The organism is Pseudomonas sp. TE6288 (genome assembly GCF_054062095.1).
This window is the reverse complement of sequence record NZ_JBSSEW010000025.1, coordinates 1-25,946: the sequence shown is the minus strand read 5'-3', so window position 1 is coordinate 25,946 and position 25,946 is coordinate 1. Positions and strand designations below refer to the sequence as shown.

The window sequence follows — 25,946 nt, the reverse complement described above, 5'->3', positions numbered from 1 at the left end:
TGCCGACCAGTCGGCGCTGATTGCCCGCCAGACCAGCGACGGCATGCAGCAACAGCACCGCGAAATCGAACAGGTGGCCACGGCGGCAAACGAAATGAGCGCCACTGCCCATGACGTTGCCCACAACGCCGCACAGGCCGCCCAGGCCGCACGCGGTGCCGACCAGGCAACCCGCGATGGCCTGGCGCGGGTGGGCGCCACCCGCGAAGCGATCGCCCAGCTTGCCGGCGGCATGGATGCGGCCATGGATGAAGCCCGCGCCCTGGAAAGCCGTGGCGAACAGATCGGCTCGGTACTTGAAGTGATCCGCGCCATCGCCGAGCAGACCAACCTGCTGGCCCTCAACGCCGCCATCGAAGCGGCCCGCGCCGGCGAAGCCGGGCGAGGCTTTGCGGTGGTCGCCGACGAAGTACGCAACCTGGCGCAGCGCACCCAGGTGTCGGTCGAGGAGATCCGCCAGGTAATCGAAGGTTTGCAGCAAGGCACCCAGGACGTGGTCGAGGCAATGCAGGCCGGCCAGCGCCAGGCCCAGGACAGTGCCGCGCAGATGGAACAGACCTTGCCAGCGCTGCAGCGTATCGGCGAGGCGGTGACGGTGATCACCGACATGAATCTGCAGATCGCCTCGGCCGCCGAGGAACAGAGCGCAGTGGCCGAAGAGGTGAACCGCAACGTGGCGGGCATCCGCGACGTGACCGAGTCGCTGTCGGGGCAGGCCGACGAATCGGCGCACATCAGCCAGGCGTTGAACCGGCTGGCCAACCAGCAGCAGGCACTGATGGCGCAGTTCCGGGTTTGAATCCGCCCCCCGGATGAAACAGCAACAGCGGACTGCCAGCAGCCGCACGGTCCGCCGTGACAGAGGCTGACAGCTCACGACAAGGCTGCCCCTTCATCAATCCCTCCGCTTGAAGGGATATGACCCTCCGAAACCGATATCTGGCCACGCCAGGTATCGGTTTTTTGTTGCATCAATGATGAATAAATTTCCGCCATATTGTTTCGTACATTTCATGACAGTTACAAAACGACCATTTCACACTCCACAATGACGTCGACGCATCTCAGTAAATATGGGTAATCCAGATGAATGCGTGCAAATTTCAACTTTGCCACACGATCAAAACGACGAAACCAAGCATTCCAAAATGGAATGATATGGCAACTAATTGTCGTTTGTTGCGAACACCTTTCAACGCCAATACTGATTTCAATCAATGCAATCGCCACCGCCGCAGCACTGGAGAAGCTGCTGGCCGACCGGCGCCCCATCCGCGCCCGTCACCTGCAACTGGAAGTGGTCAGTTCACAACAAAAACAACAACTCACCCGAATGCAGATCCAATAGGTTGCCTATGACCCATTCGAACAACAACGGAAGTTTGACTGCCGCAGCCCCACCTTCCGGACACCTCAAGCGCACCCTCACCAGCCGTCACCTGAACATGATCGCCATCGGCGGCTCCATCGGCACCGGCCTGTTCGTCTCCTCCGGCGCCACCATTGCCCAGTCTGGCCCCGGCGGCGCACTGCTGGCCTTCGCGGTGATTGGCCTGATGGTCTACTTCCTGATGACCAGCCTCGGCGAAATGGCCGCGTGCATGCCGGTCAGCGGCTCGTTCTCCACCTATGCCTCGCGCTACGTCGAAGAAAGCTTCGGCTTCGCCCTGGGCTGGAACTACTGGTACTCCTGGGCAGTGACCATCGCCGTGGACCTGGTGGCCGTACAGATCATCATGCTCTACTGGTTCCCGGACACCCCCGGGGTGATCTGGAGTGCGGCCTTCCTGGTGCTGCTGTTCGCCCTCAATGTCGCCTCGGTGCGCTTCTTCGGCGAGGCGGAGTTCTGGTTCGCCCTGATCAAGGTCATCACCATCATCATCTTCATCGCCGTGGGTGTGCTGATGCTGCTGGGCATCCTCGAAGGCGGCCAGGACGGTGGCGCCCACCTCTGGCAGATCGGCGACGCGCCCATTGCCGGCGGCCTGCCGGCGCTGATCGGCGTGGCGATGATCGTCGGTTTCTCGTTCCAGGGCACCGAGTTCGTGGGCATCGCCGCTGGCGAAACGGAAAACCCGGGACGCAACATTCCCAAGGCCGTGCGCCAGATCTTCTGGCGCATCCTGCTGTTCTACGTACTCACCATTGTCGTGATCGGCCTGCTGATCCCCTACACCGACCCGCGCCTGCTCAAGGACGGCCTGTCGGATGTCACCATCAGTCCGTTCACCCTGATCTTTACCAAGGCTGACATGCTCGCCGCCGCCGCCGTGATGAACGCAGTGATCCTGACCTCGGTGCTGTCCGCCGGCAACTCAGGCATGTATGCCTCGTCGCGCATGCTCTACAGCCTGGCGCTGGAGCGCAAGGCGCCGGCCATCTTCGCCCGGGTGACCCGCAGTGGCACGCCGGTCTGGGCGCTGCTGGCCACCGCCGCGGTCGCGGGTCTGTGCCTGCTGAGCTTCCTGTTCAGCCCCGGCAAGCTCTACCTGTGGCTGCTGAACACCTCCGGCATGCTCGGTTTCATCGCCTGGCTGGGCATCGCCATCAGCCATTACCGCTTCCGCCGCGGCTACCTGCTCAATGGCAATGACCTGGCGAAACTGCCGTATGTGTCGAAATACTTCCCGTTCGGCCCGCTGTTCGCCTTCGGCCTGTGCATGGTGGTCATGCTCGGGCAGAACTACCAGGCGTTCATCGGCGGGCAGATCGACTGGGTCGGTGCCTTCGCCACCTACGTCGGCCTGGTGCTGTTCGTGGTGGTCTGGTTCAGCCACAAGCTGGTCACAGGCTCCAAGGTGGTGCGCTACAGGGAAATGGACTTCTCCAGTATCGAGATTCGCAAAGCCGAACGCAGCAAGGCAGAGCCCACAGGCGATGCGCTCGCAGCCAGCCAGCAACCCGCCTGAACTCTCCATTGGCGGACCCGCCCCGGTCCGCCCACCACTGCTCCGGGACCCTGATGAACAGCACCTTCGACTCCTACTACGAAGCCACCGCCAGCAGAACCTTCTACCCTGCCCAGAGCGGGCGCACCGATACCCGCGTCTGCATCCTCGGTGGTGGCCTGGCCGGCCTGTCGACTGCGATAGGGCTTGCCGAGCGCGGGGTGAGCGATGTGACACTCCTCGAGTCGCAACGCATCGGCCATGGCGCCTCGGGACGCAACGGCGGCTTCGTCTTCGGCGGCTACAGCCTCGGCAACGCCGATCTGCTGGCGGCGTTGGGCGCCAACGAGGCACGCAAGCTGTATCGATTGACACTCGACGCCGTCGGCCTGATCCGCGAACGCACCCGCAAATACACCATCGATTGCGACCTGGTCGACCAGGGTGTGATCCTCGCCAACTGGTTCAACGACCCGTCGCGCCTTGAGAAACCGCGCCAGCTGATGAAGCAGGCCTATGGCGTCGACTGGGAATACATCGCCCCCGGCGAACTGAAGGAACAGCTCAGGACCGAGCGCTATTACGGCGGGTTGCTGGAGCGCAACGCATTCCACTTCCACCCGCTCAAGTATGTCTGCGGCATCGCCCAGGCAGCCGCACAGGCCGGGGTGACGATCTACGAACAGTCGCCGGTCACCAGTATCGAGAAGAAGGCAGGCGGCTACATCGTGCGCACCGGCCAGGGCGAAGTCCATGCCGAGCAGGTGGTGTTCAGCGCAGGGGGCTATGCCCGCGGCGTCTACGCCCCGATCGAACGCGCCGTGCTGCCGATCGCCACCTACGTGGTGACCACTGCGCCACTGGGCGCACGCCTGCAGGAGGCCATCGACTGCCAGTCGGCCATCTACGATACACGCTTCGCCTTCGATTATTACCGCCCGCTGAAAGACAGCCGGATCCTCTGGGGCGGACGCATCTCCATTCTCGATCGCGGGCCGCAGGCCATCGCCAGGCTGCTCAAGGCCGACCTGGCGAGCGTCTACCCGCAATTCGAGGACGTGGAACTGGAGTACTCCTGGGGCGGCCTGATGAGCTACGGACGCCACCAGATGGCGCAGATCGGCCAGGACCACAACGGCATCTGGCACGCGGTCGGTTTCGGCGGCCATGGCATGGCCCCGACCACGGTCGCCGGCGAAGTCCTGGCGGATGCCATTGCCCATCGCCTGCCGATCCCGAGCGGTTTCAGTCGGTTCGGCCTCGACCGCACCTTCGGCCTGGCCGGCCTGGCGGCTGCGCAGGCCACCTACACCGCCTACCAGGCACGTGATGCGTTCGATGCACGGCGCCTGAACCGTTGACAGTGGGTCAGGCCACTTTTTCGACAGGCATGAAAAAGCCCGCCATGAAGGCGGGCTTTTTCGTACTGCATATGGTGGGTCGTGTAGGATTCGAACCTACGACCAATTGGTTAAAAGCCAACTGCTCTACCAACTGAGCTAACGACCCGTTGGATGGCGCGTATATTACTGATTTCTCAGAGGAAATCAACACTCCATCGCAATTTTTTTTCAAAAATACCGGGTGGGATCCTCTACGCCGGCCGCCTTGAAGCCGTCGGCGCGCAAGCGGCAGCTGTCGCACTTGCCGCAGGCACGTCCGTCGTCGTCGGCCTGGTAGCAAGAAACGGTCAGGCTGTGGTCCACGCCACGGGCGATGCCCGCCTGGACAATCTGTGCCTTGCTCAGGTTCTGCAGCGGCGCCTGGATACGGAATCCCTGCCCTTCCACGCCGGCCTTGGTAGCCAGGTTGGCCATACGCTCGAAGGCCTCGACGAATTCCGGGCGGCAGTCAGGGTAGCCGGAGTAATCCACGGCGTTGACACCAATGAAGATGTCACGGGCTTCGAGCACCTCCGCCCAGCCCAGGGCCAGGGACAGGAACACGGTGTTGCGAGCCGGCACGTAGGTGACCGGAATCCCCTCGCTTGGCGCCTCGGGTACATCGATGCTGCTGTCGGTCAGCGCTGAGCCACCGATGCCATCGAGGTTCAGGCCGATCACCTTGTGCTCGACCACGCCCAGATCACTAGCCACCCGTGCCGCGGCGTTAAGCTCGGCGCGATGGCGCTGGCCATAGTCGAAGCTCATGGTGTAGCACTGGTAGCCGTCGGCCTTGGCCATGGCTACCACGGTGGCCGAATCCAGGCCACCGGACAGCAGGATTACCGCGCGTTTGTCAGTCATGTCTTTCTCCTCAACGTCCGGGTTCGTCGTTCCACAGCAGCTTGTGCAGCTGCAGCTGGAAGCGTACGGGCAGGTTGTCGGCGACGATCCAGTCGGCCAGATCGGTGGCGCTCACCTGATGGTGGCTGGGCGAAAACAGCACTTCACCGGCGCGCTCGGCCAGGTTGTACTGGATCAGCTTGGAAACCGCCCAATCGTAGTCCTCGCGGGAACAGATGACGAACTTGACCTGGTCGTTGCCGGTCAGGAGCTCGATGTTCTCGTAGCGATTGCGGTGAGACTCCTCGGAGCCTGGGGTCTTGAGATCGACCACGCGGCTGACCCGGGTGTCGACGCCACTGATATCGAGAGCGCCACTGGTTTCCAGCGACACGTCGTAACCGGCGTCGCACAGGCGCTGCAACAAAGGCAGCGCGTTGGGCTGGGCCAGTGGCTCGCCACCGGTCACGCAGACGTAACGCGGCTTGAAGCCGGCCACCTGTTCAAGGATGGAGTCGAGGGTGCGGACAGTGCCGCCACTGAAGGCATAGGCACTGTCGCAGTACTGGCAGCGCAGGGGGCAACCGGTCAGGCGCACGAAAACCGTGGGCAGCCCGGCCGTTCGCGTTTCACCCTGCAACGAGTAAAACACTTCGGTGATGCGTAATGTGTCTTGCATGATCGCCACGGGCGTGACAGCTAAACAGGCTGTCCGCCTCCGTCAGGCACTGTCGCGGACTCGACAAAGCGTTATCCGCGGCAGCGTGTTTACGAAAAAAGGGCCGTGATTCTAACGAAAAAACCCGCGACAAGCGCGGGTTTCTTCTTCAACGGGTCGTTCAGAGCTTTTGCAGGTCGCGTTGCGCCAGTTGCGCGGCGGAAGTACCGGGGTACTGGGTGATGACCTGCTGCAGGATACCCTTGACCTTGTCGGTGTGGCCCATGCGGCGCTCGACATCGGCCAGCTTGTACAGCGAATCCGGCACCTTGCTGTGTTTCGGGTACTTCTGGCCCACCTCGGCGAACGCCTGGCTGGCACCTTGCAGGTCGCCCTTGGCCAGGTTGACCTCGCCGAGCCAGTACTGGGCATTGCCGGCGTACTGGCTGTTGGGGTACTTACGCAGGAAGGCGTTGAAGGCCTGGCTGGCCTTGTCGAAGTCCTTCTGCTTGATCAGGTCGAAAGCGGCGTCGTAATACAGCTTCTCTTTCGCCGGATCGCCCGGCTCGCTGCTCGCGGCCGGTGGCTGCGCGGCATTGGCGCCGGCGGCCGCACCCGTGGCTGCGCTGTTCGCGCCACCGGTGGAAGAATTGTCTGGAGTCGCGGCAGGCGCGGCACCGCTGCTGATGCGGCGGTCGAGATCCTGGTAGCGCTCGAGGTTTTCCTGCTTCATGCGCGACACATCGTTCTGCAGCTCTTCGATGATGCCTTGCTGGCGGGAAATCTGGTCCTGCATCTGCTGCAGCTGCATGAACAGCTGGCCATTTGCAGAAGCAGGGGCCGAAGCCCCTGCTCCGGCATAGGCGCCGCTCGTGCCATAACCCGCAGGTGGATAGCCACCCGCGTTGTCATCTACTACGGGAACCGCAGCCCACGCCGAAAGGGGCAGGCTGAGTGCGAGAACGGTTACAGCACGACGGCACATACGCATAGGAACTTACTTACGCAGTTCTACGCGACGGTTCTGGGCCCAGGACTGCTCGTCGTTGCCGGTGGCAACTGGACGCTCTTCGCCGTAGGAAACCAGTTCCAGCTGAGCAGGGGAAACGCCCTGCAGAACCAGGTAGCGCTGAACGGCCTTGGCACGACGCTCACCCAGAGCCATGTTGTACTCGCGGGTGCCGCGCTCGTCGGTGTTGCCTTCCAGGACAACGCGGTTGCCGTTGGACTTCAGGTCCTTGGCGTGAACGTCCAGAGCGCGCATGGCTTCTGGCTTCAGGTCCGAGCTGTCGTATTCGAAGTAGAAGGTGGTGATTGCGCGCAGGGCGGCTTCTTCGCTCAGGGAGCCGTCGACAGCGCCAGTGTTGGCACCGTAGCCAGCGTTCGGATCAACAGCGCCTTCACCAGCGTTGTCGCCGCCTTTCGAGGAGCAACCTACAGCTACAGCCATGGCCAGAGCCAGCGCAGCGAATTTACCAAACTTCAGCATTTCCATCGTGAAACTCCTAATGAAACCCCAGTGTGTTAAGCAAAACGTGTTACGCCGCAATCAGTTCAGGTAAGGGGACCAGGACGGTTCTCTGACTTCGCCTTGAGCGGTAGGAAGTGGGAGCCTCACGCGGCCGTTAAGCGACACGAGCATCAAGACTCCCCGGCCCTGCTGGCGGGTGGCGTAGATTAGCATGGTGCCGTTTGGCGCAACAGTGGGAGACTCATCAAGACTGGTCTCGGAGAGAATCTTTACACTTCCACGTTGCAGGTCCTGCGCGGCCACCTTGAAGTTGGTGAAACCTTGCTGGCGATGGATCATCACCAGGGTCTTTTCGTCCGCCGACAATTTCGGGTTGGCGTTGTAGTTACCCACGAACGTCACGCGCTCGGCACCACCGCCACCAACCGACTGTTTGTAGATCTGCGGCTTGCCGCCACGGTCGGAGGTGAAGTACAGGGTGTTGCCATCCTTGCCCCAGAACGGCTCGGTATTGATGCCTGGGCCTGCGGTGACACGGGTGATCTGGCGCGAAGCCACGTTCATCACATAGATGTCCGGGTTGCCGTCCTTCGACAGCACGAATGCCAGGCGCGAGCCGTCAGGCGACCAGGCAGGCGCGCCGTTCAGGCCTTCGAAGTTGGTGATCTGCTCGCGGCGACCGGTGTCGATGTGCTGGATGAAGATGCGCGGGCGCTTCTGCTCGAACGAGACATAGGCGATACGCTTGCCATCGGGTGCGAAGCGCGGCGACAGGATCGGCTCACGCGACTGCAGCAGGGTTACTGCACGGGCACCGTCGTAGTCCGAACGCTGCAGGGTGTAACGGGTGTTGTTGGTGGAGAAACGCTCGGCGGTCACGTACAGCATGCGCGTGGAAAACGCACCCTTGATGCCGGTGAGCTTCTCGAACGACTGGTCGGCGATGTAGTGCGACATGTCGCGCAGTTGGTCGACGCCGCCGGCCACGCTACCGGTCAGCACCTGCTGCTCGGTGGCGACGTTGAACAGGGCGTACTGCACCTGCAGGCGACCACCGGCCGGCACGATGCTGCCGACCATGACGTACTGGGCGCCCAGCGCTTTCCAGTCGCGGAAGATCACTTCGCTGGCCTGGCTTGGCTGGCTGATCATGTTCTGCCGCGGGATCGGCGCGTAGTAGCCGGAGTTGCGCAGGTCGTTGCCGATGATATCGGCCATGTCTTCCGGCAGCACGCTGCCGCCCTGGACACCGAACGGCACTACCGCAATGGGAGTTGCCCGGTCGCTACCGCTGGTGACCAGGATGTTCTTTTCCTCTGCCATCGCCATGCCTGCCACGCAGCAGAGCAAGACCAGGAGTCCTCTCAGACGTTTAATCACAACGCTAGATCCTCAGGTGTAAATGTCATCTTGAATGAACGATACGGATTGAACTCGTTCGGCTTCAAGCCCTGCATTTCGGTCAACCGACCAATGTTCTTCACCGCGGCCACGGCCGAGCTGTCGAACGGACCGTCGCCACTGGACTTGGCCACACTCACATTGGTGAGGGTGCCGTCCGGCAGCATGTTGATCTGCAGAACTACCGTCATGCCCTTGCGCGCGGATGGCGGACGCGCCCAACCTTCGGCCGCGCGCATGCGGATCAGGTCGTCGAAGTCGCCGGCCACCTGGTCACCCTGCTCGTCGGCCAGCGCCTGCTGCCGTTCGGTGGTGTCGGACAACAGCTCGGCAAGTGCCTGGGCCTTTTTGTCTTCCGCCGCCTTGCGGGCCGCTTCCTGTGCCTTTTTCTTCTGGGCGTCTGCAGCGGCCTTTTTCTTGGCCTCTTCAGCTGCCTTCTTCTTCGCGTCCTCGGCCGCCGCTTTCTTCTTGGCGTCCTCGGCTGCTTTTTTCTTCGCGTCTTCGGCGGCTTTCTTCTTCGCCTCTTCCGCAGCCTGTTTCTTGGCTTCTTCCTCGGCCTTCTTCTTCGCTTCTTCCTCAGCCTTCTTCTTGGCGATGTCGGCCTGCTGCTTCTCGGCAGCTTTCTTCGCTTCCTCGGCTTTCTTGGCCTCGGCGGCTTTCTTCTGCTCGGCGGCCTTGGCGGCGTCGTCTGCTTTCTTCGCCTCGGCGGCTTCGCGAGCCTCCTCGGCCTTTTGAGCGGCGTCGGCTTTCTTTTGTTCCGCGGCCTTCACGGCCTCCTGCTCGACCTTCTTCTGCTCCAGCTGTTCGACCTCGGTCTGGCGCGAAGCGGTCTTCTTGGCCTCCCCGGCAATCTTCTGATTGGTCTGGGTGGTCGCCTGGCTCTTGGACTTGAGCTGGTACAGCGTGGCCTGGACGATAGGCTTGGAGGGCGGCAGCTCGGGCGTCATGGCGAAGCTGACGAACAGCATGCCGAACACCAGCACGTGCAGCGCAATGGCCCAGACACTGGGCCAGAAGTAGCTTTCCGAGGCGGATGGCTCTCGCTGTTGCATCAGGGCGCCTCGGTAATCAGGCCAACGTTACCGACACCGGCCTTCTGCAACCCGCCCATGGCGCCCATCACCGCACCGTAGTCGACAGCCTTGTCGCCACGGATGAAGACCTGGGTCTGCTTGCCCTGGTCACGACCGGCGGCGATGATCTTGGTCACCGCGCTGGTCATTTCCGGCAAGGTCATGGCCTTGTCCATCTGTTTGTCGGTGTCGACTTCGCTGCCGAGGTTCCAGTAGTAGGTCTTGTCGGCCTTGATCGAGATGGTCAGGACCTGGACGTTGTTGTCCTGCGGCAGGGCTTCGCTGGAAACCTTGGGCAGGTCCACCTTCACGCCCTGGTTGAGCATCGGGGCTGTCACCATGAAGATAACCAGTAGCACCAGCATCACGTCGATGTAGGGCACCACGTTCATCTCGGCGACCGGCTTGCGTTTGTGGCGAACTCGGGCCATGGGTTTCTACCTGATCACTCTTCGCTGGTGTGTACTTTGCGGTGCAGGATCGCCTGGAACTCGTCGGCGAACGTATAGTAGCGCCCGATCAGCACTTCACTGCGCGCGGCAAAACGGTTGTAGGCGATCACAGCCGGGATCGCGGCGAACAGGCCGATCGCAGTGGCGATCAGCGCCTCGGCGATGCCCGGGGCCACGGTGGCCAGGGTGGCCTGCTGGGCGCTGGCCAGGCCACGGAAGGAGTTCATGATGCCCCATACGGTACCGAACAGACCGATGTACGGGCTGGTGGAACCGACGGTGGCCAGGAACGGCAGGCTCTGCTCGAGCTTTTCTTCCTCGCGGGAGATGGCCACGCGCATGGCACGCCCTACCCCTTCCATGACCGCGTCCGGGTCGACACCTGGTTGCTGGCGCAGGCGCGAGAATTCCTTGAAGCCGGCACGGAAGACCTGCTCGACACCCGAGTCCGGGTCTGGGTTGCTGCCCGCCTGGCGGTACAGCTTGGACAGGTCGATGCCCGACCAGAAGCGCTCTTCGAAAGCGTCCAGTGCACGACGACCGGCGCGCAGCATGGTGCTGCGCTGGAAGATCATGATCCAAGAGGTCACCGAGGCTGCCACGAGGGTCAGCATCACCAGCTGAACCACGACACTGGCATTGGCGACCAGGCTCCACATGGAGGTATGGTCGACGACGTTTGCTTCCACGCTTATTCTCCTGCGTTCGATTGAGTACCCGTGCCGTCCGCCAGGAAGGCGTCGCGCAGTTCTGGGGGAATGGCCCGGGGTTTGAAAGTGTCGGCGCGCACGGCGGCCACCAGGAACTGCCCTTCGCAGAGCAGCACTTCATCCTTTGCTCGCCACACCTGCTGCACGAAGCGCAGGCTGGCACGATTCAATTCAAGTACTTGCGCGGTTACCCGCAACTCGTCGTCCAGACGGGCCGGCGCGTGGTAGCGCGCCTCGCTGGAATGGACCACGAACAACAAATTGTCCTGCGCCAGCTGAGCCTGGGAGAACCCCAGGTGACGCAGCCGCTCGGTGCGCGCGCGCTCCATGAATTTGAGGTAGTTGACGTAATACACCACGCCACCGGCGTCGGTATCCTCGTAATAGACGCGACAGCGGTGTGCGAACGGTTCCAGCCCATTTTGCGCGCGCATACTCTAGTGCTTACTCCTGTGCTTGCCAATCCGCTGCGGCAACTGTTTTTGCATCGATAATGTCGTATTGCCAGCGAGCCCAGAGCATGCCAGCGGTAGGACCACGAAAATGCCGATTCGATCTGTCATTCGTCGTCTTGCGCCGCATATTCCCCACCCTCGCAGAAACGCCCGGGAATGTTCAGGCCGAAATGCAGGTAGGCGTGCCGGGTGACCACGCGCCCACGGGGGGTACGCATGATATAGCCCTGCTGGATGAGATAGGGCTCGAGCACGTCCTCGATGGTGTGGCGCTCCTCGCCGATCGCCGCGGCAATATTGTCGAGCCCCACCGGGCCACCGTCGAACTTCTCGATCATGGTCAGCAGCAGACGCCGGTCGGAGTGATCGAAGCCACGCTCGTCGACATCCAGCAGGTTCAGCGCCATGTCCGCGACCGCCTTGGTGATCTCACCCTTGCCGCGCACTTCGGCAAAGTCGCGCACCCGCCGCAGCAGGCGATTGGCGATCCGTGGCGTGCCACGAGCCCGGCGGGCGATCTCGAATGCGCCCTTGTCGTCCATGGGCAAGCCGAGGATGCCGGCCGAACGGCTGACGATGGTCGCCAGGTCCCTGTCGCTGTAGAACTCCAGGCGCTGGACGATACCGAAGCGATCACGCAGCGGGTTGGTCAGCATGCCGGCACGCGTGGTGGCGCCGACCAGGGTGAACGGCGGCAGGTCGAGCTTGATCGAGCGCGCGGCCGGGCCCTCGCCGATCATGATGTCCAACTGGAAATCCTCCATCGCCGGATAGAGCACTTCCTCGACCACCGGCGACAAGCGGTGGATCTCGTCGATGAACAGCACGTCGTGCGGCTCGAGATTGGTCAGCATCGCCGCGAGGTCGCCGGGCCGCTCGAGAATCGGGCCGGAGGTGCTCTTCACCGACACGCCCATCTCGTGGGCGATGATGTTGGCCAACGTGGTCTTGCCCAAGCCCGGCGGACCAAAGATCAGGGTGTGGTCGAGTGACTCGCTGCGCCCGCGCGCGGCCTGGATGAACAGCGACATCTGCTCGCGCACCACCGGCTGGCCGATGTATTCGTCCAGACTCAGCGGGCGGATCGCACGATCCTGGACCTCTTCGCGGTCGCGTCCGGAGGCGGCGATCAGGCGGTCGGTCTCGATCACTTGGTAATCATCCCTTTGAGGCTGCGACGGATCAGTTCCTCACTGCTGAGGTTGGCCTTGCCCTCGATGGCGGCAATCGCCTTGCTGGCCTCTTGCGGCTTGTAGCCCAGCGACACCAGGGCGCTGACCGCGTCGGCCTCGGCATTGGAGGCACTGGCCACCGGCACCGGGCCATCGGACACCAGGGTGAACATGGCGGGCGAGGTTTCCCAGGCCTTGAAGCGATCCTTGAGCTCGACCAGCAGGCGCTCGGCGGTCTTCTTGCCAACACCGGGCACCCGCACCAACGCCGAGGCATCCTGGGCCTGGACGCAGCGCACCAGTTCGTCGGCCTCGAGCCCCGACATCAGCGCCAGCGCCAGTTTCGGGCCAACGCCGTTGAGGCGGATCAGCTCGCGGAACAGCTCGCGTTCGCGCTTTTCGAAGAAGCCGTACAACAGATGGGCGTCTTCACGCACCACCAGATGGGTGTGCAGGGTGACGGTCTCGCCCAGCTTGGGCAGACGGTACAGCGTGGTCATCGGCACTTCGAGCTCGTAGCCCAGGCCGTTGATGTCGACAATCAGGTGCGGCGGCTGTTTTTCCGCCAGGGTGCCACGCAAACGTCCAATCACGTTCCGATCCTTCCTCTGGGGTGCCGGTCGAAAACCGGTCCACCCTATCAGCAAATGCGCCGGGAAAGTGCTTCACCCGGACAAAATGTGTATCACCGCATGAAGCGGTTACAGACGCAAGCGGCCGCCACGACGCCGAGCCGTCGCCAACCCGTGGGGGATGAGGCTGGAGCGGGTATGGGCATGGCACAGGGCGATGGCCAGGGCGTCGGAGGCATCGATCTGCGGTTTCTGGGTCAGCTTGAGCAGGTGCATGACCATCATCATCACCTGCTCCTTGTTGGCGCCGCCGGTACCGGCCACGGCCTGCTTGACCTGGCTGGCGGTGTATTCGGCGATCTCCAGGCCGGCCTCGGCGGCGGCGACGATGGCTGCCCCCCGGGCCTGGCCAAGCTTGAGCGCCGAATCGGCGTTGCGCGCCATGAACACCCGCTCGATGCCCATGGTCACCGGCTCATGTTGGCGGATGATCTCGCTGACACCGCGAAAGACGATCTGCAGACGCTCGTGCAGCTCACCGCCGCCAGTGCGTATACAGCCCGACGCCACGTACTCGCAGCCACGGGCAGTCTGGCGGACCACGCCAAAACCGGTGATGCGCGAGCCGGGGTCGATACCAAGAATGAGAGTCATAGCGCCTACAAAGGTGTGCGAATTTGCCGGCCTTATCGCGGGACAAGCCCGCTCCCACAAAGGCTACACCGCAATCTGGCGCAGGCCTTGTGGGAGCGGGCTTGCCCCGCGCTACAGCCGATAGCCGAAACGATCAGCCCAGCGTTTCCATGATCTCATCGGAGATCTGTGCGTTGGAGTAGACGTTCTGCACGTCATCCAGGTCCTCGAGCATGTCGATCAGCTTGAGCACCTTCTCCGCACCGTCCTGGTCTAGCTCGGCGCTGGTGGTCGGCTGCATCACGATCTCGGCGTCGGACGCCTTGAAGCCGGCCTCTTCCAGGGCATTGCGCACGGCATAGAAACTGTTGAACGAGGTAAACACGTCAAAGGAGCCGTCGTCGTTGACCACCACATCGTCGGCATCGGCCTCCATCGCGGCTTCCATCAGCGCATCCTCGTCCACGTTCAGCTCGGCAGCGAAGCTGATCTGCCCCTTGCGCTCGAACAGGTAGGCCACCGAACCGTCGGTACCGAGGTTGCCGCCGCACTTGGTGAAGGCATGCCGCACGGCCGCGGCAGTACGGTTACGGTTGTCGGTCATGGCTTCGACCATGATCGCCACGCCGCCCGGGCCGTAACCCTCGTAGCTGAGCTCTTCGACGTTGTCGCTTTCGTTGGTGCCGGCACCGCGGGCCACGGCGCGGTCGATGATGTCGCGGCTCATGTTGGCACCCAGGGCCTTGTCCAGCGCCAGGCGCAGGCGCGGGTTGGACGCCGGATCACCACCACCTTGCTTGGCAGCGACGGTCAGTTCGCGAATCCACTTGGTGAAGATCTTGCCTCTCTTGGCATCCTGGCGTTCTTTGCGGTGCTTGATGTTCGCCCACTTGGAATGACCGGCCATAACGACTCCAAATCCTTGAAACAGAAACAGGTTCCGCCCCGAAGGGCGGAACGCATGAATACGTGGGCGCAACACGTGCGCCCGTAGTCGAGGTTACTCGACCTTGGTCTGCTCGCGCAGACGGATGTGCAGCTCGCGCAGGGCCTTGGCGTCGACCATGCCCGGGGCCTGGGTCATGACGCACGCGGCGCTCTGGGTTTTCGGGAAGGCGATCACTTCACGGATCGACTGCGCGCCGGTCATCAGCATGACCAGGCGGTCCAGGCCGAAGGCCAGGCCACCGTGAGGCGGTGCGCCGAACTTCAGGGCGTCGAGCAGGAAGCCGAACTTCTCTTCCTGTTCCGCCGCCTCGATACCCAGCAGGCGGAATACCGCCTGTTGCATTTCCTTGCGGTGGATACGGATCGAACCGCCACCCAGCTCGGTGCCGTTGAGCACCATGTCGTAGGCACGCGACAGCGCGGTGGCCGGATTGGCCTCCAGCTCCTCGGGGGTGCACTTCGGCGCGGTGAACGGGTGGTGCAGCGCGGTGAAGCTGCCGTCTTCGTTCTCTTCGAACATCGGGAAGTCGACGACCCACATCGGCGCCCACTGGCAGGTCAGCAGCTCGAAGTCATGACCCAGGCGGATACGCAGCGCGCCCAGGGCTTCGCTGACGATCTTGGCCTTGTCGGCGCCGAAGAACACGATGTCGCCATCGACCGCGCCAACGCGGTCGAGGATGGTGTTGAGGTTGGCCTCGGGGATGTTCTTGACGATCGGCGACTGCAGACCCTCGACACCCTTGGCGCGCTCGTTGACCTTGATGTAGGCCAGGCCCTTGGCACCGTAGATGCCGACGAACTTGGTGTACTCGTCGATCTTGCTGCGCGGCATGCTGGCGCCGCCCGGCAGACGCAGGGCAGTGACGCGGCACTTCGGATCGTTGGCGGGGCCGGCGAAGACCTTGAAGTCGACATCCTTGAGCTGGTCGGCAACGTCGATCAGCTCCAGCGGGATACGCAGGTCCGGCTTGTCGGAGCCGTAGCGGCGCATGGCCTCTTCGTAGGTCATGTGCGGGAAGTCACCGAACTCCAGATCCAGGACTTCCTTGAACAGCTTGCGGATCATGCTCTCGGTGAGGCCCATGATCTCGGACTCGTCGAGGAAGCTGGTCTCGATGTCGATCTGGGTGAATTCCGGCTGGCGGTCGGCACGCAGGTCTTCGTCGCGGAAGCACTTGGCGATCTGGTAGTAGCGGTCGAAGCCAGCGACCATCAGCAACTGCTTGAACAGCTGTGGCGACTGCGGCAAGGCAAAGAAGCTGCCAGCGTGGGTACGGCTCGGTACCAGGTAGTCACGGGCGCCTTCCGGCGTGGCACGGGTGAGAATCGGCGTCTCGACGTCGAGGAAACCGTTCTCGTCGAGGAAGCGACGGATGCTGCTGGTGATGCGCGAACGCAGGCGCAGCTTGTCGGCCATCTCCGGGCGACGCAGGTCGATGAAGCGGTAGCGCAGGCGGGTTTCCTCGCCCACGTCGGAGTATTCGTTCAGCGGGAACGGCGGCGTTTCGGCCTCGTTGAGCACGGTCAGCTGGTAACCGAGGATCTCGATGGCGCCGGAGGCCATGTTGGCGTTCACTGCGCCATCCGGGCGCTTGCGTACCTTGCCGGTGATCTGCACGACGTATTCGCTGCGCACACGGTCGGCGGCGGCGAAGGTTTCGGCGCGATCCGGATCGAACACCACCTGGGCCATGCCTTCGCGGTCACGGATATCGAGGAAAATCACCCCGCCGTGGTCGCGGCGACGATGGACCCAGCCGCAAAGGGTGACTTCCTGGCCGTCCAGGGACTCGTTCAGTTGGCCGCAATAATGGCTGCGCATCATGGTCGTGGTTTCGCTTCTCGTGATTCGTATGTTCGGTGGAGGTCTTGGCCGCCCAAGGGGCTAATACTGCAAGACCTGGTCGGTGCAATTCAACTCAGTCGGCCTTGTCGCCGCCTGCCAGATTCTTTTTCGCCCCGGTCTTGAAGTCGGTCTCGTACCAGCCGTTGCCGCTCAGGCGGAAGCCGGGGACCGACAGCTGCTTCTTCAATGCCGGCGCCTGGCATGCCGGGCAATCGGTCAGCGGCGCGGCACTGATCTTCTGCAACACCTCCATGCGGTGTTCGCAGGATGCACATTGATAGTCGTAAAGGGGCATGGCGTCTCTCGTCAACCACATCGCACGCTGCCCAAGGCAGCAAAAAGCGGGATTATATATGGTTAAGGAGTGCTGTGCAGCCCGGCGATCAGTGTACGTCCCGCGCTTCCTGCAACCAGGTGACGCAGATCACCCGGACCAGCCCGCTGAAATTCCTCACCCCGCCATGGCGCAGGTGCACCTCGCGGTCCACATAGGACAGCACCGCGCTCACCGAGCAGCGGTTGGCCTGGGCGATGCGCTCCAGGATGCGCCAATAAACTACCTCCAGACGCAGGCAGGTGGCGAAACCGTTGAGCCGTACCGAGCGTGATACAGGCCCCGCCTGCGCCATGTCGAAGTCCCGCCTGAACGGATCGATCCGCGGGCTGCCCGCGCCCTGCCTGTGCCTCGCATTGCCGTCGATACCACACATCGGATTGTCCACCGCACCGCTCCATCATCTCGAAACCACACCCCGCCCGCCCTGCGAACGGATCCATGTGTTTCATGAAGCGCCACCCGGTCATGCCGATAGCAGCGGCAAAGCCTTCCCTGCAAACGTGCAGGCCCGACACCGGGGAAGGCATCGGGCCTGGCTTGGCTGGATCAAACGACGGTCAAGCGGCAATCAGTTCCCGTCGAGCAAGACGCGCAGCATCCATGCTGTTTTTTCGTGCACCTGCATGCGTTGGGTCAGCAAGTCGGCAGTCGGCTCGTCGCTGACCTTGTCCACCACCGGGAAGATGCTGCGAGCGGTGCGCACAACGGCTTCCTGCCCCTGAACCAGCTGGCGAATCATCTCTTCGGCAGGCGGCACGCCCTCCTCTTCCTTGATCGAGGAGTGGCGGGCATAAAAGGCATAGGAACCCGGCGCCGGGAAGCCCAGGGCACGGATGCGCTCGGCAATCGAGTCGACCGCCAGGGCCAGTTCGTTGTATTGCTCCTCGAACATCAGGTGCAGGGTGCGGAACGACGGACCGGTGACGTTCCAATGGAAGTTATGGGTTTTCAGATACAGCACATAGGTATCCGACAACAGGCGGGACAACCCATCGACGATGGACTTGCGATCTTCTTCACTGATACCGATATCGATTGCCATGAAGCTCCCCTTTCCATAAGGCTTGATCATCAAGCGGGCAGCAACCACTCTAACAAGAGTTGCCCGCCGGCGCATGCGGCACAAGGCTGCATGGACAGCCGTCGGCGCCAATCGGTTTGAGAAGCCCCCGTCTTTGCTGTTAAATAGGCAGTGTGCCACCCGTGCGGATTGTCAGTGCCGGGTGCATAGGCTGGCCCGTCACGTTTTCGCGCCTACAGTTCACGCGCACCGTGCGACCAGCTCATCCTGTGATCGGCCTTATCAACGTGAGCCAAACCCAATGTTCAAGATCGTCCATCTGGTGACGGGCGTGGCGGCTTTGCTGCTATCGCTCATACCCACCTTGAAAACTGACGCAACACCCTTCCTGCAGCAACCCGAGGCTGTCTACCTGGCGCTGCTCGGCCTGCTCAACCTGGTGATTGCCCCCGTACTGCCGCAGTACTACAAAGGCATGCGCCAACAGCTGCAACACGCCACCAGTATCCTGCTGGTCGTGGCCGTGGTCCTGCAGACCCTCACCCTGTTGGCCCGCCCGGAGCTTGGCAACCTGCCAGCACTGGCCTGCGCCTTCCTCGCCAGCGTGCTGCACCTGGTGGCCGGCTTCGTTCGCGGCACGCGAAAGGCCCGCGCCAGCCAGGGCAATCCCACGGAGGCCGGCCAGCGCGATACCGGTACCGTGAAGTGGTTCAACACCTCCAAGGGCTTCGGATTCATCTCCCGCGACTCCGGTGACGATATCTTCGTGCACTTTCGCGCCATCCGCGGCGAAGGCCACCGGGTGCTGGTCGAAGGCCAGCGCGTGGAGTTCTCGGTGATGCACCGCGACAAAGGCCTGCAGGCTGAAGACGTGGTCGCCGTCGCGCGCCGCTGACCCTTTGCCGCCGCCGTGCTCAATAGTGAGGCGGCGGCGCTTCCTCTTCCCCGCCGCCCTGCTGGCCGGCCACCTCTTCGTAGCGTTTGATCAGCTCCGCCATCTGCAATTGCAGGCGTTCGATCACTCGGCTCTGCTCGACAACCACATCATTGAGCGCCTGCAAGCTGTCATCCTGAAACGCCTGGCGGGTCTCCAGCTCGATCATGCGCATTTCCAGTTCCTGCGACATCCTCAAGCCTCCTTGAAGCTCTCACCCAGCAGCGCACGCACTTGCTGGCGAATACCATCGAGCTGCTCCTGGGTGTAGCCGATGGCCGCCACCTTGCCCCAGACCGGGGCGGGCCAGGCGGCATCACCACGCTGACGCACGATCACATGCATGTGCAACTGGCTGACCACATTGCCCAGGGCCGCGACGTTCATCTTGTCGGCGGCAAAGGCATCCTTCAACGCCTCGGCCAGGGCGCTCGTCTCGACCCACAACTGCTGCTGGTCCGCTTCCTCGAGCTCGAACACTTCAGTGATATCGGCGCGACGCGGCACCAGGATGAACCACGGGTAGTTGGCATCCTTGCTCAGCAGCAGGCGGCACAGTGGCAGGTCGCCCAGTACCAGGGAATCCTCCTGCAGACGCGAATCGAGGGTGAACACGGCAAACCTCCTTACTAGCGATACAGCCCTTCCAACCGGCCGGGCACAGGGGCGCAAGGATACTCTGCTTCGGCATTTGCCACACCCGGCGACGTCGATTCGAGCCATTTGTAGCACGCGAATGACAACATCGACGCCCCGCTTCGGTAACACAGCGCTACTTTTCGCACCAAAATGATGCCGCTCGTCAGACCTCCACCACACATCCGTCACATAAAACAGCCAGGATAAACAATCGTCGGTAACACCTTGACTTGGAAGGCAGCTTCACACCCATACGCCAGAGATCACCGTGAACCGCCGCCAAACCGGTCGCAGCCCGTGTTTTCGGAGGTTTTCCGGCTACAGGCAGGGCCTTTGTGAAAATTTCATCAAAGGTTCGTGATTTTGAGCATGCTTGTTGCATTCGTTACTCGCCAAGTCGGCACGCTCCCTGCACTGCAGGATGAATGCGACAAATAACAACAGCGGCATCGGATAACCAGGGAGTTTCACAAGCCGTACTTTGTATTTATACAAAAATGACGGTTTCGAGACAGCGCTGGCGTTGTACGCCTTTATATGACAGGCGTGATTTGCGACATGGAGACAACTGACAGCGACATGGCCATAAAGTTACCGAAAGGTTGTTTCTGCCCATATCGCCAAGAATAGTCCGCGTGATATACATTTTCGCCGACATAACAAGAAAGAGCCGGCCCTATAACTAAAACACTTGGGTGCGGCGGTACTCTTCCTAAAAACCAAAGGAGCAAATCACGATGCGCGTGATGAAGTGGAGCATGATCGCCCTGGCCGTAGCGGCAGGGACTTCGCAGATGGCTGTCGCCTCTTCGCAGGATGAATCCAAGGGCTTCGTCGAAGACAGCAAGCTCAGCGTCAAGACCCGGATGCTGTATTTCAGCCGTGACTTCCGTAATGCCCCCGCCGGCGACCAGAGCCGCGTAGAAGAAACAGGCCTGGGCTTCCACGGCACCTTCGAATCCGGCTTTACCCAAGGCACCGTCGGCGTCGGCGTCGACGCCATCGGCCTGTTGGGCGTCAAGGTCGACAGCGGCAAGGGCCGTGCCGGCACCGGCCTGTTCCCCACCGGCTCTGACGGCCGTTCGCAAGACGATTACTCCAAGGGCTACGGCGCGGTGAAATTCCGTATTTCCGACACTGTCCTGAAATACGGCGGCCAGTACACCGCCATGCCGGTCTTTGCTACCGACGACAGCCGCCTGCTGCCTGAAGTTGCCGAAGGTTTCCTGCTGACCAGCAAGGAAATCAAGGGCCTGGAGCTGAACGCCGGTCACTTCACCCGTCTCGATGCTCAGGCGGCAAGCTACAAGGACAGCATCGGCGGCCTCAACGATGCGCGCGAGAAGCGCCCGGGCCTGACCGAAGCAAACGTCTTCGGTGGCACCTACGCGATTACCGACAGCCTGAGTACCACCCTCTACTATTCGCGCGTCGAGGATCACTTCCGCAAGTGGTACGGCAACGTCAACTGGGCATTGCCGATCAGCGACAAGCAAGGCCTGGTGTTCGACTTCAACATCTATGACACCAAGTCCATTGGTGAAAACCGCACCGGCGCCTTCGTAACGAAATCGGATGGCACCAACGAGCTCGACAACATCGCCGCCAGCCTCTCGGCCGCCTACAACATCGGCGCCCACACCTTCACCCTGGCCTACCAGAAAGTCAGCGGCGACGGTGACTACGCCTATGGCGTCGACGGTGGCGGCACCGTGTTCCTGGCCAACTCCATCGCCCGTTCCGACTTCAACGCCGAAGACGAGAAATCCTGGCAGGCCCGTTACGACCTGAACTTCGCCGAGTATGGCATCCCAGGCCTGACCTTCATGACCCGTTACGCTCGTGGTACCGGTGCTACCACCCGCACCACCGACAACGGCAAGGAATGGGAACGCGACATCGACGTCAAGTACGTCCTGCAAAGCGGCCCGGCCAAGGACCTGAGCCTGCGCGTGCGTCAAGCTACCTACCGCTCCGCGGACGGCGTGTACTACGGCTCCAACTCCATCGACGAACTGCGCCTGATCGTCGAGTACCCGCTGAGCATCCTGTAAACCCAGGTTTGCGACGCCCAAAGATGAAGAAGCCCGGCGATCGCCGGGCTTTTTCTTGGCTGACAGAACCGCGCCAGTGCTGCATTCTGTACGCTTTCGTTTCGCCCCCGTACAATGCGGGGTCATTTCACATTCAGGCAATCGACACGGCTCACCATGCGCACCAGTCAATATTTGCTCGCCACCCAGAAAGAAACCCCGGCCGATGCAGTGGTCATCAGCCACCAGCTCATGCTGCGCGCCGGCATGATCCGCAAGCTGGCCTCCGGCCTGTACACCTGGCTGCCGATGGGCCTGCGGGTAATGCGCAAGGTCGAAGCCGTGGTACGCGAGGAAATGACCGCCGCCGGCGCCCTCGAGGTGCTGATGCCGAGCATCCAGCCGGCTGAACTGTGGCAGGAATCCGGCCGCTGGGAGCAGTACGGCCCCGAGCTGCTGCGCCTGAAAGACCGCCACCAGCGCGAATTCTGCGTCGGCCCGACCCACGAAGAGGTCATCACCGATCTGGCGCGCAACGAGCTGTCCAGCTACAAGCAGCTGCCGCTGAACATGTTCCAGATCCAGACCAAGTTCCGCGACGAGATCCGCCCGCGCTTCGGCCTGATGCGCGGCCGCGAGTTCATCATGAAGGACGCCTACTCCTTCCATGCCGACCAGGCTTCCCTGCAGGAAACCTACGACCGCATGCACCTGGCGTACTCCAACATCTTCACCCGCCTGGGCCTGGACTTCCGTCCAGTGCAGGCCGACACCGGCTCGATCGGTGGTAGCTATTCCCACGAATTCCACGTGCTCGCCTCCTCCGGCGAAGACGACGTGATCTTCAGCGACAGCTCCGATTACGCCGCCAACATCGAGAAGGCCGAGGCCATTCCGCGCGAAACCGTGCGTCCGGCGCCGACCGAAGAGCTGCGCCTGGTCGATACCCCGGACGCCAAGACCATCGCGCAACTGGTGGAAAACTTCGGCCTGGCGATCGAGAAGACCGTCAAGACCCTGATCGTGCATGGCGCCGAGGAAGGCAAGCTGGTCGCGCTGATCGTACGTGGCGACCACGAGCTCAACGAAATCAAGGCCACCAAGCTGGAGCAGGTCGCCGACCCGCTGGTGATGGCCACCGACGCCGAACTGCGTGCCGCCATCGGTGCCGGCGCAGGCTCCCTCGGCCCGCTGAATCTGCCGCTGGAGTGCATCATCGACCGCTCGGTCGCCCTGATGAGCGACTTCGGCATCGGTGCCAACATCGACGACAAGCACTACTTCGGCGTGAACTGGGAACGCGACCTGCCGGTTCCGCAGGTCGCCGACCTGCGCAACGTGGTCGAGGGCGACCCGAGCCCGGACGGCCAGGGTACCCTGGTCATCAAGCGCGGCATCGAAGTCGGCCACATCTTCCAGCTCGGCACCAAGTACAGCGAAGCGCTCAAGTGCCAGGTGCTGGGTGAGAACGGCAAGCCTGTAGTCCTGTCGATGGGCTGCTACGGTATCGGCGTGTCCCGTGTGGTCGCCGCCGCCATCGAGCAGAACCACGACGACAAGGGCATCATCTGGAACGACGCCCTGGCCCCGTTCCAGATCGCCCTGGTGCCGCTGCGCTACGAAACCGATGTGGTCCGTGAAGCTACCGACAAGCTGTACGCCGAACTGACCGCCGCCGGTTTCGAAGTCCTGCTGGACGACCGCGACAAGAAGACCAGCCCCGGCATCAAGTTCGCCGACATGGAACTGATCGGCATCCCCCACCGCATCGTCGTCAGCGACCGCGGCCTGGCCGATGGCAACCTGGAATACAAGCACCGCACCGAGTCGGAGGCCCAGGCACTGCCGCTCAATGAAGTGCTGACCTTCCTGCAGGCCCGCATCCGCCGCTGATAACCCGTTACGCGAGTGATCATGTCCAAGCGAAGTACCTACACCCTGGGGGGCGCCGCACTGTGCGGCGCCCTGTTCCTCGGCGGCTGCGCCAACCAGATGTCCCAGCGCAGCGACCATGAGGAGCGCGTCGAGCGCAAACTGCTCGAGCACAGTCTGCAGATCGATGTCGGCGAGCCGAAGGTGATGGAGCTTCCGCAGCGACGCGTGCGCATTCATGAGCTCAAGCGTTTCGAGGTCACCGAATTCGAAGTGACCCGCCGCTACGACCGCTACACCCCCTACCAACCCTGGCGGGAGGTCTACGAGATCCCGCTGGGCGCGGTGGCCGTGGTGGCAGGCATCGGCGCCAATGTGGCCAATGTGTTCGCCTTGGGCAACCTGCCGGACAGCATCACCCACGACTGGCTGAGCTATGGCGTGGCGGGCGTCAACCCGTTCATGAACGTACCGTCCAACGGCCGTGCCCAGCAGAACCTGGCGGGCATCGACGAGGTCGAGAAGGGCAAGCGCGAAGAGTCCATCAGCCTGCCCTGGAACGAGCGCCTGGTCGAGGTCAAGGCCGGCAAGATGACCCACGAGCTGACCACCGACAAGCATGGCGTACTGCGCCTGAACTTGCTCGACAGCCCGTTCTCCGAGCAGAACCTCAACCATATCGGCACCCTGCACCTGCAGGTGGTGGATGAGGAAAACCAGGTACGAGGCGATGCCAGCCTGCTGGTCAGCGGCAATTTGCGCGGCAAGTTGCTCGAGGCCCACGAGCTGATTTTCGATGACCTCGAGGACGACGATGTCGGCCAGTGGGTACATCGGGTCAAGCGCCTGTCGGAGCTGGGCCTGGAAGAAGAAGCCAGCGAACTGGAACAGAGCCTGATCGAACTCACGCGCAACGATCCGGAGCTGCAGCAGGAATTTCTGCAGGCACTGACCAAGGCCACCGGGCGACTGGTTGCCGATCCGGGCGTGCAGTAAAACCAAAAGGAGGGGCCAACTGTGGCCCCTTCTTCTTTATATGTCCCGAAACAACTCCAACTGCTCATGCGCCCCGCGCAGATCCCGCAGCCTCACCCCCACCCCCAGCAACCGCACCGGCTTGCCACCCCGGGCAAACGCCTGGCTGAGCAACTGCCGGTAACTCTCCAGGTCCCGCCCCGCCCCCGCCTGCTCCAGCGTGGTCTGGCTGAAGTCATGGAACTTGACCTTGACGAAAGGCTTGTCGGGCCGATAGCTGCTATCCATGCGCGCAATCCGCTCATTCAGACTGGCGAGCAGGTCAGGCAGCTTCTCCAGGCAACTGCTCAGGTCGGGCAAATCATGATCGTAGGTGTTCTCGACGCTGACCGACTGCCGCCGACTGTCGTTGTGCACCGCACGCTCGTCGATCCCCCGCGCCAGCCCCCACAAGCGCTCGCCGAAGCTGCCGAACTCGCGAACCAATGCCAACCGCGGCCAATCACGCAGCGACAGGCATGTGTCGATTCCCAACCGCGAGAGCTTATCCGCAGTCACCTTGCCAACCCCATGCAAGCGCGCCACCGGTAGCTGCGCAACGAATTCCTCCACCTGATCCGGGGTAATGACGAACAAACCATTGGGCTTGCGCCAATCGCTGGCGATCTTGGCCAGGAACTTGTTCGGCGCCACACCTGCGGACACCGTGATATGCAGTTGCTGGGCGACCCGCCGGCGAATGTCCTCGGCAATCCGCGTGGCGCTGCCGGCAAACCATTGGCTGTCACTGACATCCAGGTAAGCCTCGTCCAGCGACAGCGGTTCGATCAGCTCGGTGTAGTCGCGAAAGATCGCGTGAATCTCCCGGGACGCCTCACGGTAAGCCTCGAAACGCGGCTTGACGATTTCCAGGTCGGGGCACAGCTTCATCGCATGCCCCGATGCCATAGCCGACCGCACGCCGTAGGCACGCGCCTCGTAGTTACAGGTAGCGATCACGCCACGCTGACCTGGCTGCCCACCCACGGCCATGGGGCGACCGACCAGGCGTGGGTCATCGCGCATCTCGATGGCGGCGTAGAAGCAGTCACAATCAATGTGGATGATCTTGCGCAAGGACATGGATGACAGCCACTACTGTAAATTCATACAGATATTACCGTATGGCCAACGGACGAGACAGCCTGGACCGGACAATCGGCCTGCAAGCCCCGTCGCCACTGAGCTGCGGCGCGATCTGGCACGCTAAGGGTTTGAACGAAAAAGGATTTTCTTGAGGAAATGCTTGACAGCCAAAGGAAAATCCGTAGAATTCGATCTCACAGGCGCGGGATGGAGCAGCCTGGTAGCTCGTCGGGCTCATAACCCGAAGGTCGTCGGTTCAAATCCGGCTCCCGCAACCAGATTCAAGAAAAGGCCACTGTTTACGCAGTGGCCTTTTTTATTGCCTCTATATTTCTAACGAAAGAAAAACCTACGAAAAATCAAGCAGTAACGCTTGACAACGGTAGGGAAATCCGTACAATTCGATTCCACAGGCGCGGGATGGAGCAGCCTGGTAGCTCGTCGGGCTCATAACCCGAAGGTCGTCGGTTCAAATCCGGCTCCCGCAACCAGATTCAAGAAAA

28 protein-coding genes and 3 tRNA genes are annotated in these 25,946 nt (G+C 62.2%); 10 read left to right on the top strand and 21 right to left on the bottom strand.

Annotated elements, in window-relative coordinates; genetic code table 11:
* Nucleotides 1-43: 43 nt before the first annotated feature.
* The 4 genes from ACVWY1_RS22635 (at nucleotide 44) to ACVWY1_RS22620 (ending at nucleotide 4,249) form a co-directional block, all read left to right on the top strand.
* Nucleotides 44-799: a methyl-accepting chemotaxis protein gene (locus ACVWY1_RS22635; RefSeq protein WP_371926761.1), complete on the top strand. Its 756-nt coding sequence runs from the start codon at nucleotides 44-46 to the stop codon at nucleotides 797-799.
* A 291-nt stretch (nucleotides 800-1,090) separates the two neighbouring features.
* Nucleotides 1,091-1,348 (top strand): hypothetical protein, encoded by a 258-nt coding sequence (locus ACVWY1_RS22630; RefSeq protein ID WP_146022577.1) that lies wholly within the window; start codon nucleotides 1,091-1,093, stop codon nucleotides 1,346-1,348.
* Nucleotides 1,349-1,355: 7 nt separating this feature from the next.
* Nucleotides 1,356-2,909 (top strand): amino acid permease, encoded by a 1,554-nt coding sequence (locus ACVWY1_RS22625; RefSeq protein WP_457378783.1) that lies wholly within the window; start codon nucleotides 1,356-1,358, stop codon nucleotides 2,907-2,909.
* Between the two features lie 53 nt (nucleotides 2,910-2,962).
* On the top strand, nucleotides 2,963-4,249 hold the full coding sequence (locus ACVWY1_RS22620) for an NAD(P)/FAD-dependent oxidoreductase (RefSeq protein WP_457378782.1): 1,287 nt from the start codon (nucleotides 2,963-2,965) through the stop codon (nucleotides 4,247-4,249).
* A 72-nt stretch (nucleotides 4,250-4,321) separates the two neighbouring features.
* Here the strand turns inward: ACVWY1_RS22620 and ACVWY1_RS22615 are convergent.
* The 18 genes from ACVWY1_RS22615 to ACVWY1_RS22530 all read right to left on the bottom strand — a co-directional run bounded on the left by ACVWY1_RS22615 (nucleotide 4,322) and on the right by ACVWY1_RS22530 (nucleotide 17,886).
* A tRNA-Lys gene (locus ACVWY1_RS22615) sits at nucleotides 4,322-4,397 on the bottom strand.
* A 62-nt stretch (nucleotides 4,398-4,459) separates the two neighbouring features.
* Nucleotides 4,460-5,134: a 7-cyano-7-deazaguanine synthase QueC gene (gene queC / locus ACVWY1_RS22610; RefSeq protein WP_457378781.1), complete on the bottom strand. Its 675-nt coding sequence runs from the start codon at nucleotides 5,132-5,134 to the stop codon at nucleotides 4,460-4,462.
* A 10-nt stretch (nucleotides 5,135-5,144) separates the two neighbouring features.
* Nucleotides 5,145-5,792 carry a 7-carboxy-7-deazaguanine synthase QueE gene (gene queE / locus ACVWY1_RS22605; protein WP_277503117.1) on the bottom strand — a complete coding sequence of 216 codons (648 nt, stop codon included), beginning with the start codon at nucleotides 5,790-5,792 and terminating at the stop codon, nucleotides 5,145-5,147.
* Between the two features lie 160 nt (nucleotides 5,793-5,952).
* Entirely contained in the window at nucleotides 5,953-6,762 is an 810-nt protein-coding gene (gene ybgF / locus ACVWY1_RS22600) for a tol-pal system protein YbgF (protein ID WP_023628691.1), read from the bottom strand.
* A 6-nt stretch (nucleotides 6,763-6,768) separates the two neighbouring features.
* Nucleotides 6,769-7,266, bottom strand: coding sequence for a peptidoglycan-associated lipoprotein Pal (gene pal / locus ACVWY1_RS22595; RefSeq protein WP_008090230.1), 498 nt, complete (start codon nucleotides 7,264-7,266; stop codon nucleotides 6,769-6,771).
* Nucleotides 7,267-7,320: 54 nt separating this feature from the next.
* Complete coding sequence (tolB, locus tag ACVWY1_RS22590) at nucleotides 7,321-8,571, bottom strand: Tol-Pal system beta propeller repeat protein TolB (RefSeq protein WP_046856761.1); 1,251 nt, start codon at nucleotides 8,569-8,571, stop codon at nucleotides 7,321-7,323.
* Nucleotides 8,572-8,618: 47 nt separating this feature from the next.
* Nucleotides 8,619-9,695 carry a cell envelope integrity protein TolA gene (tolA, locus tag ACVWY1_RS22585; protein WP_139673124.1) on the bottom strand — a complete coding sequence of 359 codons (1,077 nt, stop codon included), beginning with the start codon at nucleotides 9,693-9,695 and terminating at the stop codon, nucleotides 8,619-8,621.
* Nucleotides 9,695-10,147, bottom strand: coding sequence for a protein TolR (gene tolR / locus ACVWY1_RS22580; RefSeq protein WP_023628694.1), 453 nt, complete (start codon nucleotides 10,145-10,147; stop codon nucleotides 9,695-9,697). The genes tolA and tolR overlap by 1 nt, the downstream gene beginning before the upstream one ends.
* A gap of 14 nt (nucleotides 10,148-10,161) precedes the next feature.
* Nucleotides 10,162-10,857 carry a protein TolQ gene (gene tolQ / locus ACVWY1_RS22575; RefSeq protein WP_023628695.1) on the bottom strand — a complete coding sequence of 232 codons (696 nt, stop codon included), beginning with the start codon at nucleotides 10,855-10,857 and terminating at the stop codon, nucleotides 10,162-10,164.
* 2 nt (nucleotides 10,858-10,859) lie between these two features.
* Complete coding sequence (gene ybgC / locus ACVWY1_RS22570; protein WP_023628696.1) at nucleotides 10,860-11,312, bottom strand: tol-pal system-associated acyl-CoA thioesterase; 453 nt, start codon at nucleotides 11,310-11,312, stop codon at nucleotides 10,860-10,862.
* Between the two features lie 125 nt (nucleotides 11,313-11,437).
* On the bottom strand, nucleotides 11,438-12,484 hold the full coding sequence (gene ruvB, locus ACVWY1_RS22565; protein ID WP_023628697.1) for a Holliday junction branch migration DNA helicase RuvB: 1,047 nt from the start codon (nucleotides 12,482-12,484) through the stop codon (nucleotides 11,438-11,440).
* The gene (gene ruvA, locus ACVWY1_RS22560; RefSeq protein ID WP_102681676.1) at nucleotides 12,481-13,098 is read right to left on the bottom strand and encodes a Holliday junction branch migration protein RuvA; all 618 of its coding nucleotides are present in this window, start codon (nucleotides 13,096-13,098) and stop codon (nucleotides 12,481-12,483) included. Before ruvA ends, ruvB begins: the two co-directional genes overlap by 4 nt.
* Before the next feature lie 108 nt (nucleotides 13,099-13,206).
* Nucleotides 13,207-13,731 carry a crossover junction endodeoxyribonuclease RuvC gene (gene ruvC, locus ACVWY1_RS22555; RefSeq protein ID WP_023628699.1) on the bottom strand — a complete coding sequence of 175 codons (525 nt, stop codon included), beginning with the start codon at nucleotides 13,729-13,731 and terminating at the stop codon, nucleotides 13,207-13,209.
* A gap of 133 nt (nucleotides 13,732-13,864) precedes the next feature.
* A complete protein-coding gene (locus ACVWY1_RS22550; RefSeq protein ID WP_023628700.1) occupies nucleotides 13,865-14,617 on the bottom strand; it encodes a YebC/PmpR family DNA-binding transcriptional regulator in 753 nt (250 codons plus the stop codon).
* 93 nt (nucleotides 14,618-14,710) lie between these two features.
* Entirely contained in the window at nucleotides 14,711-16,486 is a 1,776-nt protein-coding gene (gene aspS / locus ACVWY1_RS22545) for an aspartate--tRNA ligase (protein ID WP_046856765.1), read from the bottom strand.
* Between the two features lie 94 nt (nucleotides 16,487-16,580).
* Nucleotides 16,581-16,802, bottom strand: coding sequence for an FmdB family zinc ribbon protein (locus ACVWY1_RS22540; protein WP_046856766.1), 222 nt, complete (start codon nucleotides 16,800-16,802; stop codon nucleotides 16,581-16,583).
* A gap of 88 nt (nucleotides 16,803-16,890) precedes the next feature.
* Nucleotides 16,891-17,217, bottom strand: a complete 327-nt coding sequence (locus ACVWY1_RS22535) for a ribbon-helix-helix domain-containing protein (protein WP_102681730.1) — start codon at nucleotides 17,215-17,217, stop codon at nucleotides 16,891-16,893.
* A gap of 195 nt (nucleotides 17,218-17,412) precedes the next feature.
* On the bottom strand, nucleotides 17,413-17,886 hold the full coding sequence (locus ACVWY1_RS22530) for a Dps family protein (RefSeq protein ID WP_028690591.1): 474 nt from the start codon (nucleotides 17,884-17,886) through the stop codon (nucleotides 17,413-17,415).
* Between the two features lie 280 nt (nucleotides 17,887-18,166).
* On the opposite strand from ACVWY1_RS22530, the gene ACVWY1_RS22525 reads away from it, so the two are divergent.
* Nucleotides 18,167-18,760, top strand: coding sequence for a cold-shock protein (locus tag ACVWY1_RS22525; protein WP_023628702.1), 594 nt, complete (start codon nucleotides 18,167-18,169; stop codon nucleotides 18,758-18,760).
* A 19-nt stretch (nucleotides 18,761-18,779) separates the two neighbouring features.
* On the opposite strand, the gene ACVWY1_RS22520 is transcribed toward ACVWY1_RS22525, so the two are convergent.
* The gene (locus tag ACVWY1_RS22520) at nucleotides 18,780-18,992 is read right to left on the bottom strand and encodes a SlyX family protein (RefSeq protein ID WP_258701081.1); all 213 of its coding nucleotides are present in this window, start codon (nucleotides 18,990-18,992) and stop codon (nucleotides 18,780-18,782) included.
* Between the two features lie 2 nt (nucleotides 18,993-18,994).
* Nucleotides 18,995-19,414, bottom strand: a complete 420-nt coding sequence (locus tag ACVWY1_RS22515) for an HIT family protein (protein ID WP_102681675.1) — start codon at nucleotides 19,412-19,414, stop codon at nucleotides 18,995-18,997.
* Between the two features lie 761 nt (nucleotides 19,415-20,175).
* Here ACVWY1_RS22515 and ACVWY1_RS22510 point away from each other — a divergent pair.
* From ACVWY1_RS22510 to ACVWY1_RS22500, 3 genes are all read left to right on the top strand, one after another.
* Entirely contained in the window at nucleotides 20,176-21,492 is a 1,317-nt protein-coding gene (locus ACVWY1_RS22510; protein WP_102681674.1) for an OprD family porin, read from the top strand.
* A 156-nt stretch (nucleotides 21,493-21,648) separates the two neighbouring features.
* Nucleotides 21,649-23,364, top strand: coding sequence for a proline--tRNA ligase (locus ACVWY1_RS22505; RefSeq protein ID WP_046856771.1), 1,716 nt, complete (start codon nucleotides 21,649-21,651; stop codon nucleotides 23,362-23,364).
* Between the two features lie 21 nt (nucleotides 23,365-23,385).
* Entirely contained in the window at nucleotides 23,386-24,339 is a 954-nt protein-coding gene (locus ACVWY1_RS22500; RefSeq protein WP_139673133.1) for a hypothetical protein, read from the top strand.
* Between the two features lie 36 nt (nucleotides 24,340-24,375).
* Here the strand turns inward: ACVWY1_RS22500 and dinB are convergent, their stop codons facing one another.
* Nucleotides 24,376-25,434: a DNA polymerase IV gene (gene dinB, locus ACVWY1_RS22495; RefSeq protein ID WP_198754993.1), complete on the bottom strand. Its 1,059-nt coding sequence runs from the start codon at nucleotides 25,432-25,434 to the stop codon at nucleotides 24,376-24,378.
* Nucleotides 25,435-25,644: 210 nt separating this feature from the next.
* On the opposite strand from dinB, the gene ACVWY1_RS22490 reads away from it, so the two are divergent.
* A tRNA-Met gene (locus tag ACVWY1_RS22490) sits at nucleotides 25,645-25,721 on the top strand.
* A gap of 136 nt (nucleotides 25,722-25,857) precedes the next feature.
* A tRNA-Met gene (locus ACVWY1_RS22485) sits at nucleotides 25,858-25,934 on the top strand.
* Nucleotides 25,935-25,946: the final 12 nt, after the last annotated feature.

Bases quoted from the DNA above. Each gene is read 5' to 3' on its own strand.
- ACVWY1_RS22625 (WP_457378783.1), top strand. From the start codon at position 1,356: ATGACCCATTCGAACAACAACGGAAGTTTGACTGCCGCAGCCCCACCT.
- ACVWY1_RS22620 (WP_457378782.1), top strand. From the start codon at position 2,963: ATGAACAGCACCTTCGACTCCTACTACGAAGCCACCGCCAGCAGAACC.
- ACVWY1_RS22500 (WP_139673133.1), top strand. From the start codon at position 23,386: ATGTCCAAGCGAAGTACCTACACCCTGGGGGGCGCCGCACTGTGCGGC.
- pal (WP_008090230.1), bottom strand. From the start codon at position 7,266: ATGGAAATGCTGAAGTTTGGTAAATTCGCTGCGCTGGCTCTGGCCATG.
- ACVWY1_RS22630 (WP_146022577.1), top strand. From the start codon at position 1,091: ATGCGTGCAAATTTCAACTTTGCCACACGATCAAAACGACGAAACCAA.
- ACVWY1_RS22525 (WP_023628702.1), top strand. From the start codon at position 18,167: ATGTTCAAGATCGTCCATCTGGTGACGGGCGTGGCGGCTTTGCTGCTA.
- tolB (WP_046856761.1), bottom strand. From the start codon at position 8,571: ATGGCGATGGCAGAGGAAAAGAACATCCTGGTCACCAGCGGTAGCGAC.
- ybgF (WP_023628691.1), bottom strand. From the start codon at position 6,762: ATGCGTATGTGCCGTCGTGCTGTAACCGTTCTCGCACTCAGCCTGCCC.
- ACVWY1_RS22550 (WP_023628700.1), bottom strand. From the start codon at position 14,617: ATGGCCGGTCATTCCAAGTGGGCGAACATCAAGCACCGCAAAGAACGC.
- queC (WP_457378781.1), bottom strand. From the start codon at position 5,134: ATGACTGACAAACGCGCGGTAATCCTGCTGTCCGGTGGCCTGGATTCG.
- tolR (WP_023628694.1), bottom strand. From the start codon at position 10,147: ATGGCCCGAGTTCGCCACAAACGCAAGCCGGTCGCCGAGATGAACGTG.
- ACVWY1_RS22520 (WP_258701081.1), bottom strand. From the start codon at position 18,992: ATGTCGCAGGAACTGGAAATGCGCATGATCGAGCTGGAGACCCGCCAG.
- ACVWY1_RS22505 (WP_046856771.1), top strand. From the start codon at position 21,649: ATGCGCACCAGTCAATATTTGCTCGCCACCCAGAAAGAAACCCCGGCC.
- ACVWY1_RS22510 (WP_102681674.1), top strand. From the start codon at position 20,176: ATGCGCGTGATGAAGTGGAGCATGATCGCCCTGGCCGTAGCGGCAGGG.
- tolA (WP_139673124.1), bottom strand. From the start codon at position 9,695: ATGCAACAGCGAGAGCCATCCGCCTCGGAAAGCTACTTCTGGCCCAGT.
- ybgC (WP_023628696.1), bottom strand. From the start codon at position 11,312: ATGCGCGCGCAAAATGGGCTGGAACCGTTCGCACACCGCTGTCGCGTC.
- ACVWY1_RS22540 (WP_046856766.1), bottom strand. From the start codon at position 16,802: ATGCCCCTTTACGACTATCAATGTGCATCCTGCGAACACCGCATGGAG.
- ruvC (WP_023628699.1), bottom strand. From the start codon at position 13,731: ATGACTCTCATTCTTGGTATCGACCCCGGCTCGCGCATCACCGGTTTT.
- aspS (WP_046856765.1), bottom strand. From the start codon at position 16,486: ATGATGCGCAGCCATTATTGCGGCCAACTGAACGAGTCCCTGGACGGC.
- queE (WP_277503117.1), bottom strand. From the start codon at position 5,792: ATGCAAGACACATTACGCATCACCGAAGTGTTTTACTCGTTGCAGGGT.
- ACVWY1_RS22530 (WP_028690591.1), bottom strand. From the start codon at position 17,886: ATGGCAATCGATATCGGTATCAGTGAAGAAGATCGCAAGTCCATCGTC.
- ACVWY1_RS22635 (WP_371926761.1), top strand. From the start codon at position 44: ATGCAGCAACAGCACCGCGAAATCGAACAGGTGGCCACGGCGGCAAAC.
- ACVWY1_RS22535 (WP_102681730.1), bottom strand. From the start codon at position 17,217: ATGTGTGGTATCGACGGCAATGCGAGGCACAGGCAGGGCGCGGGCAGC.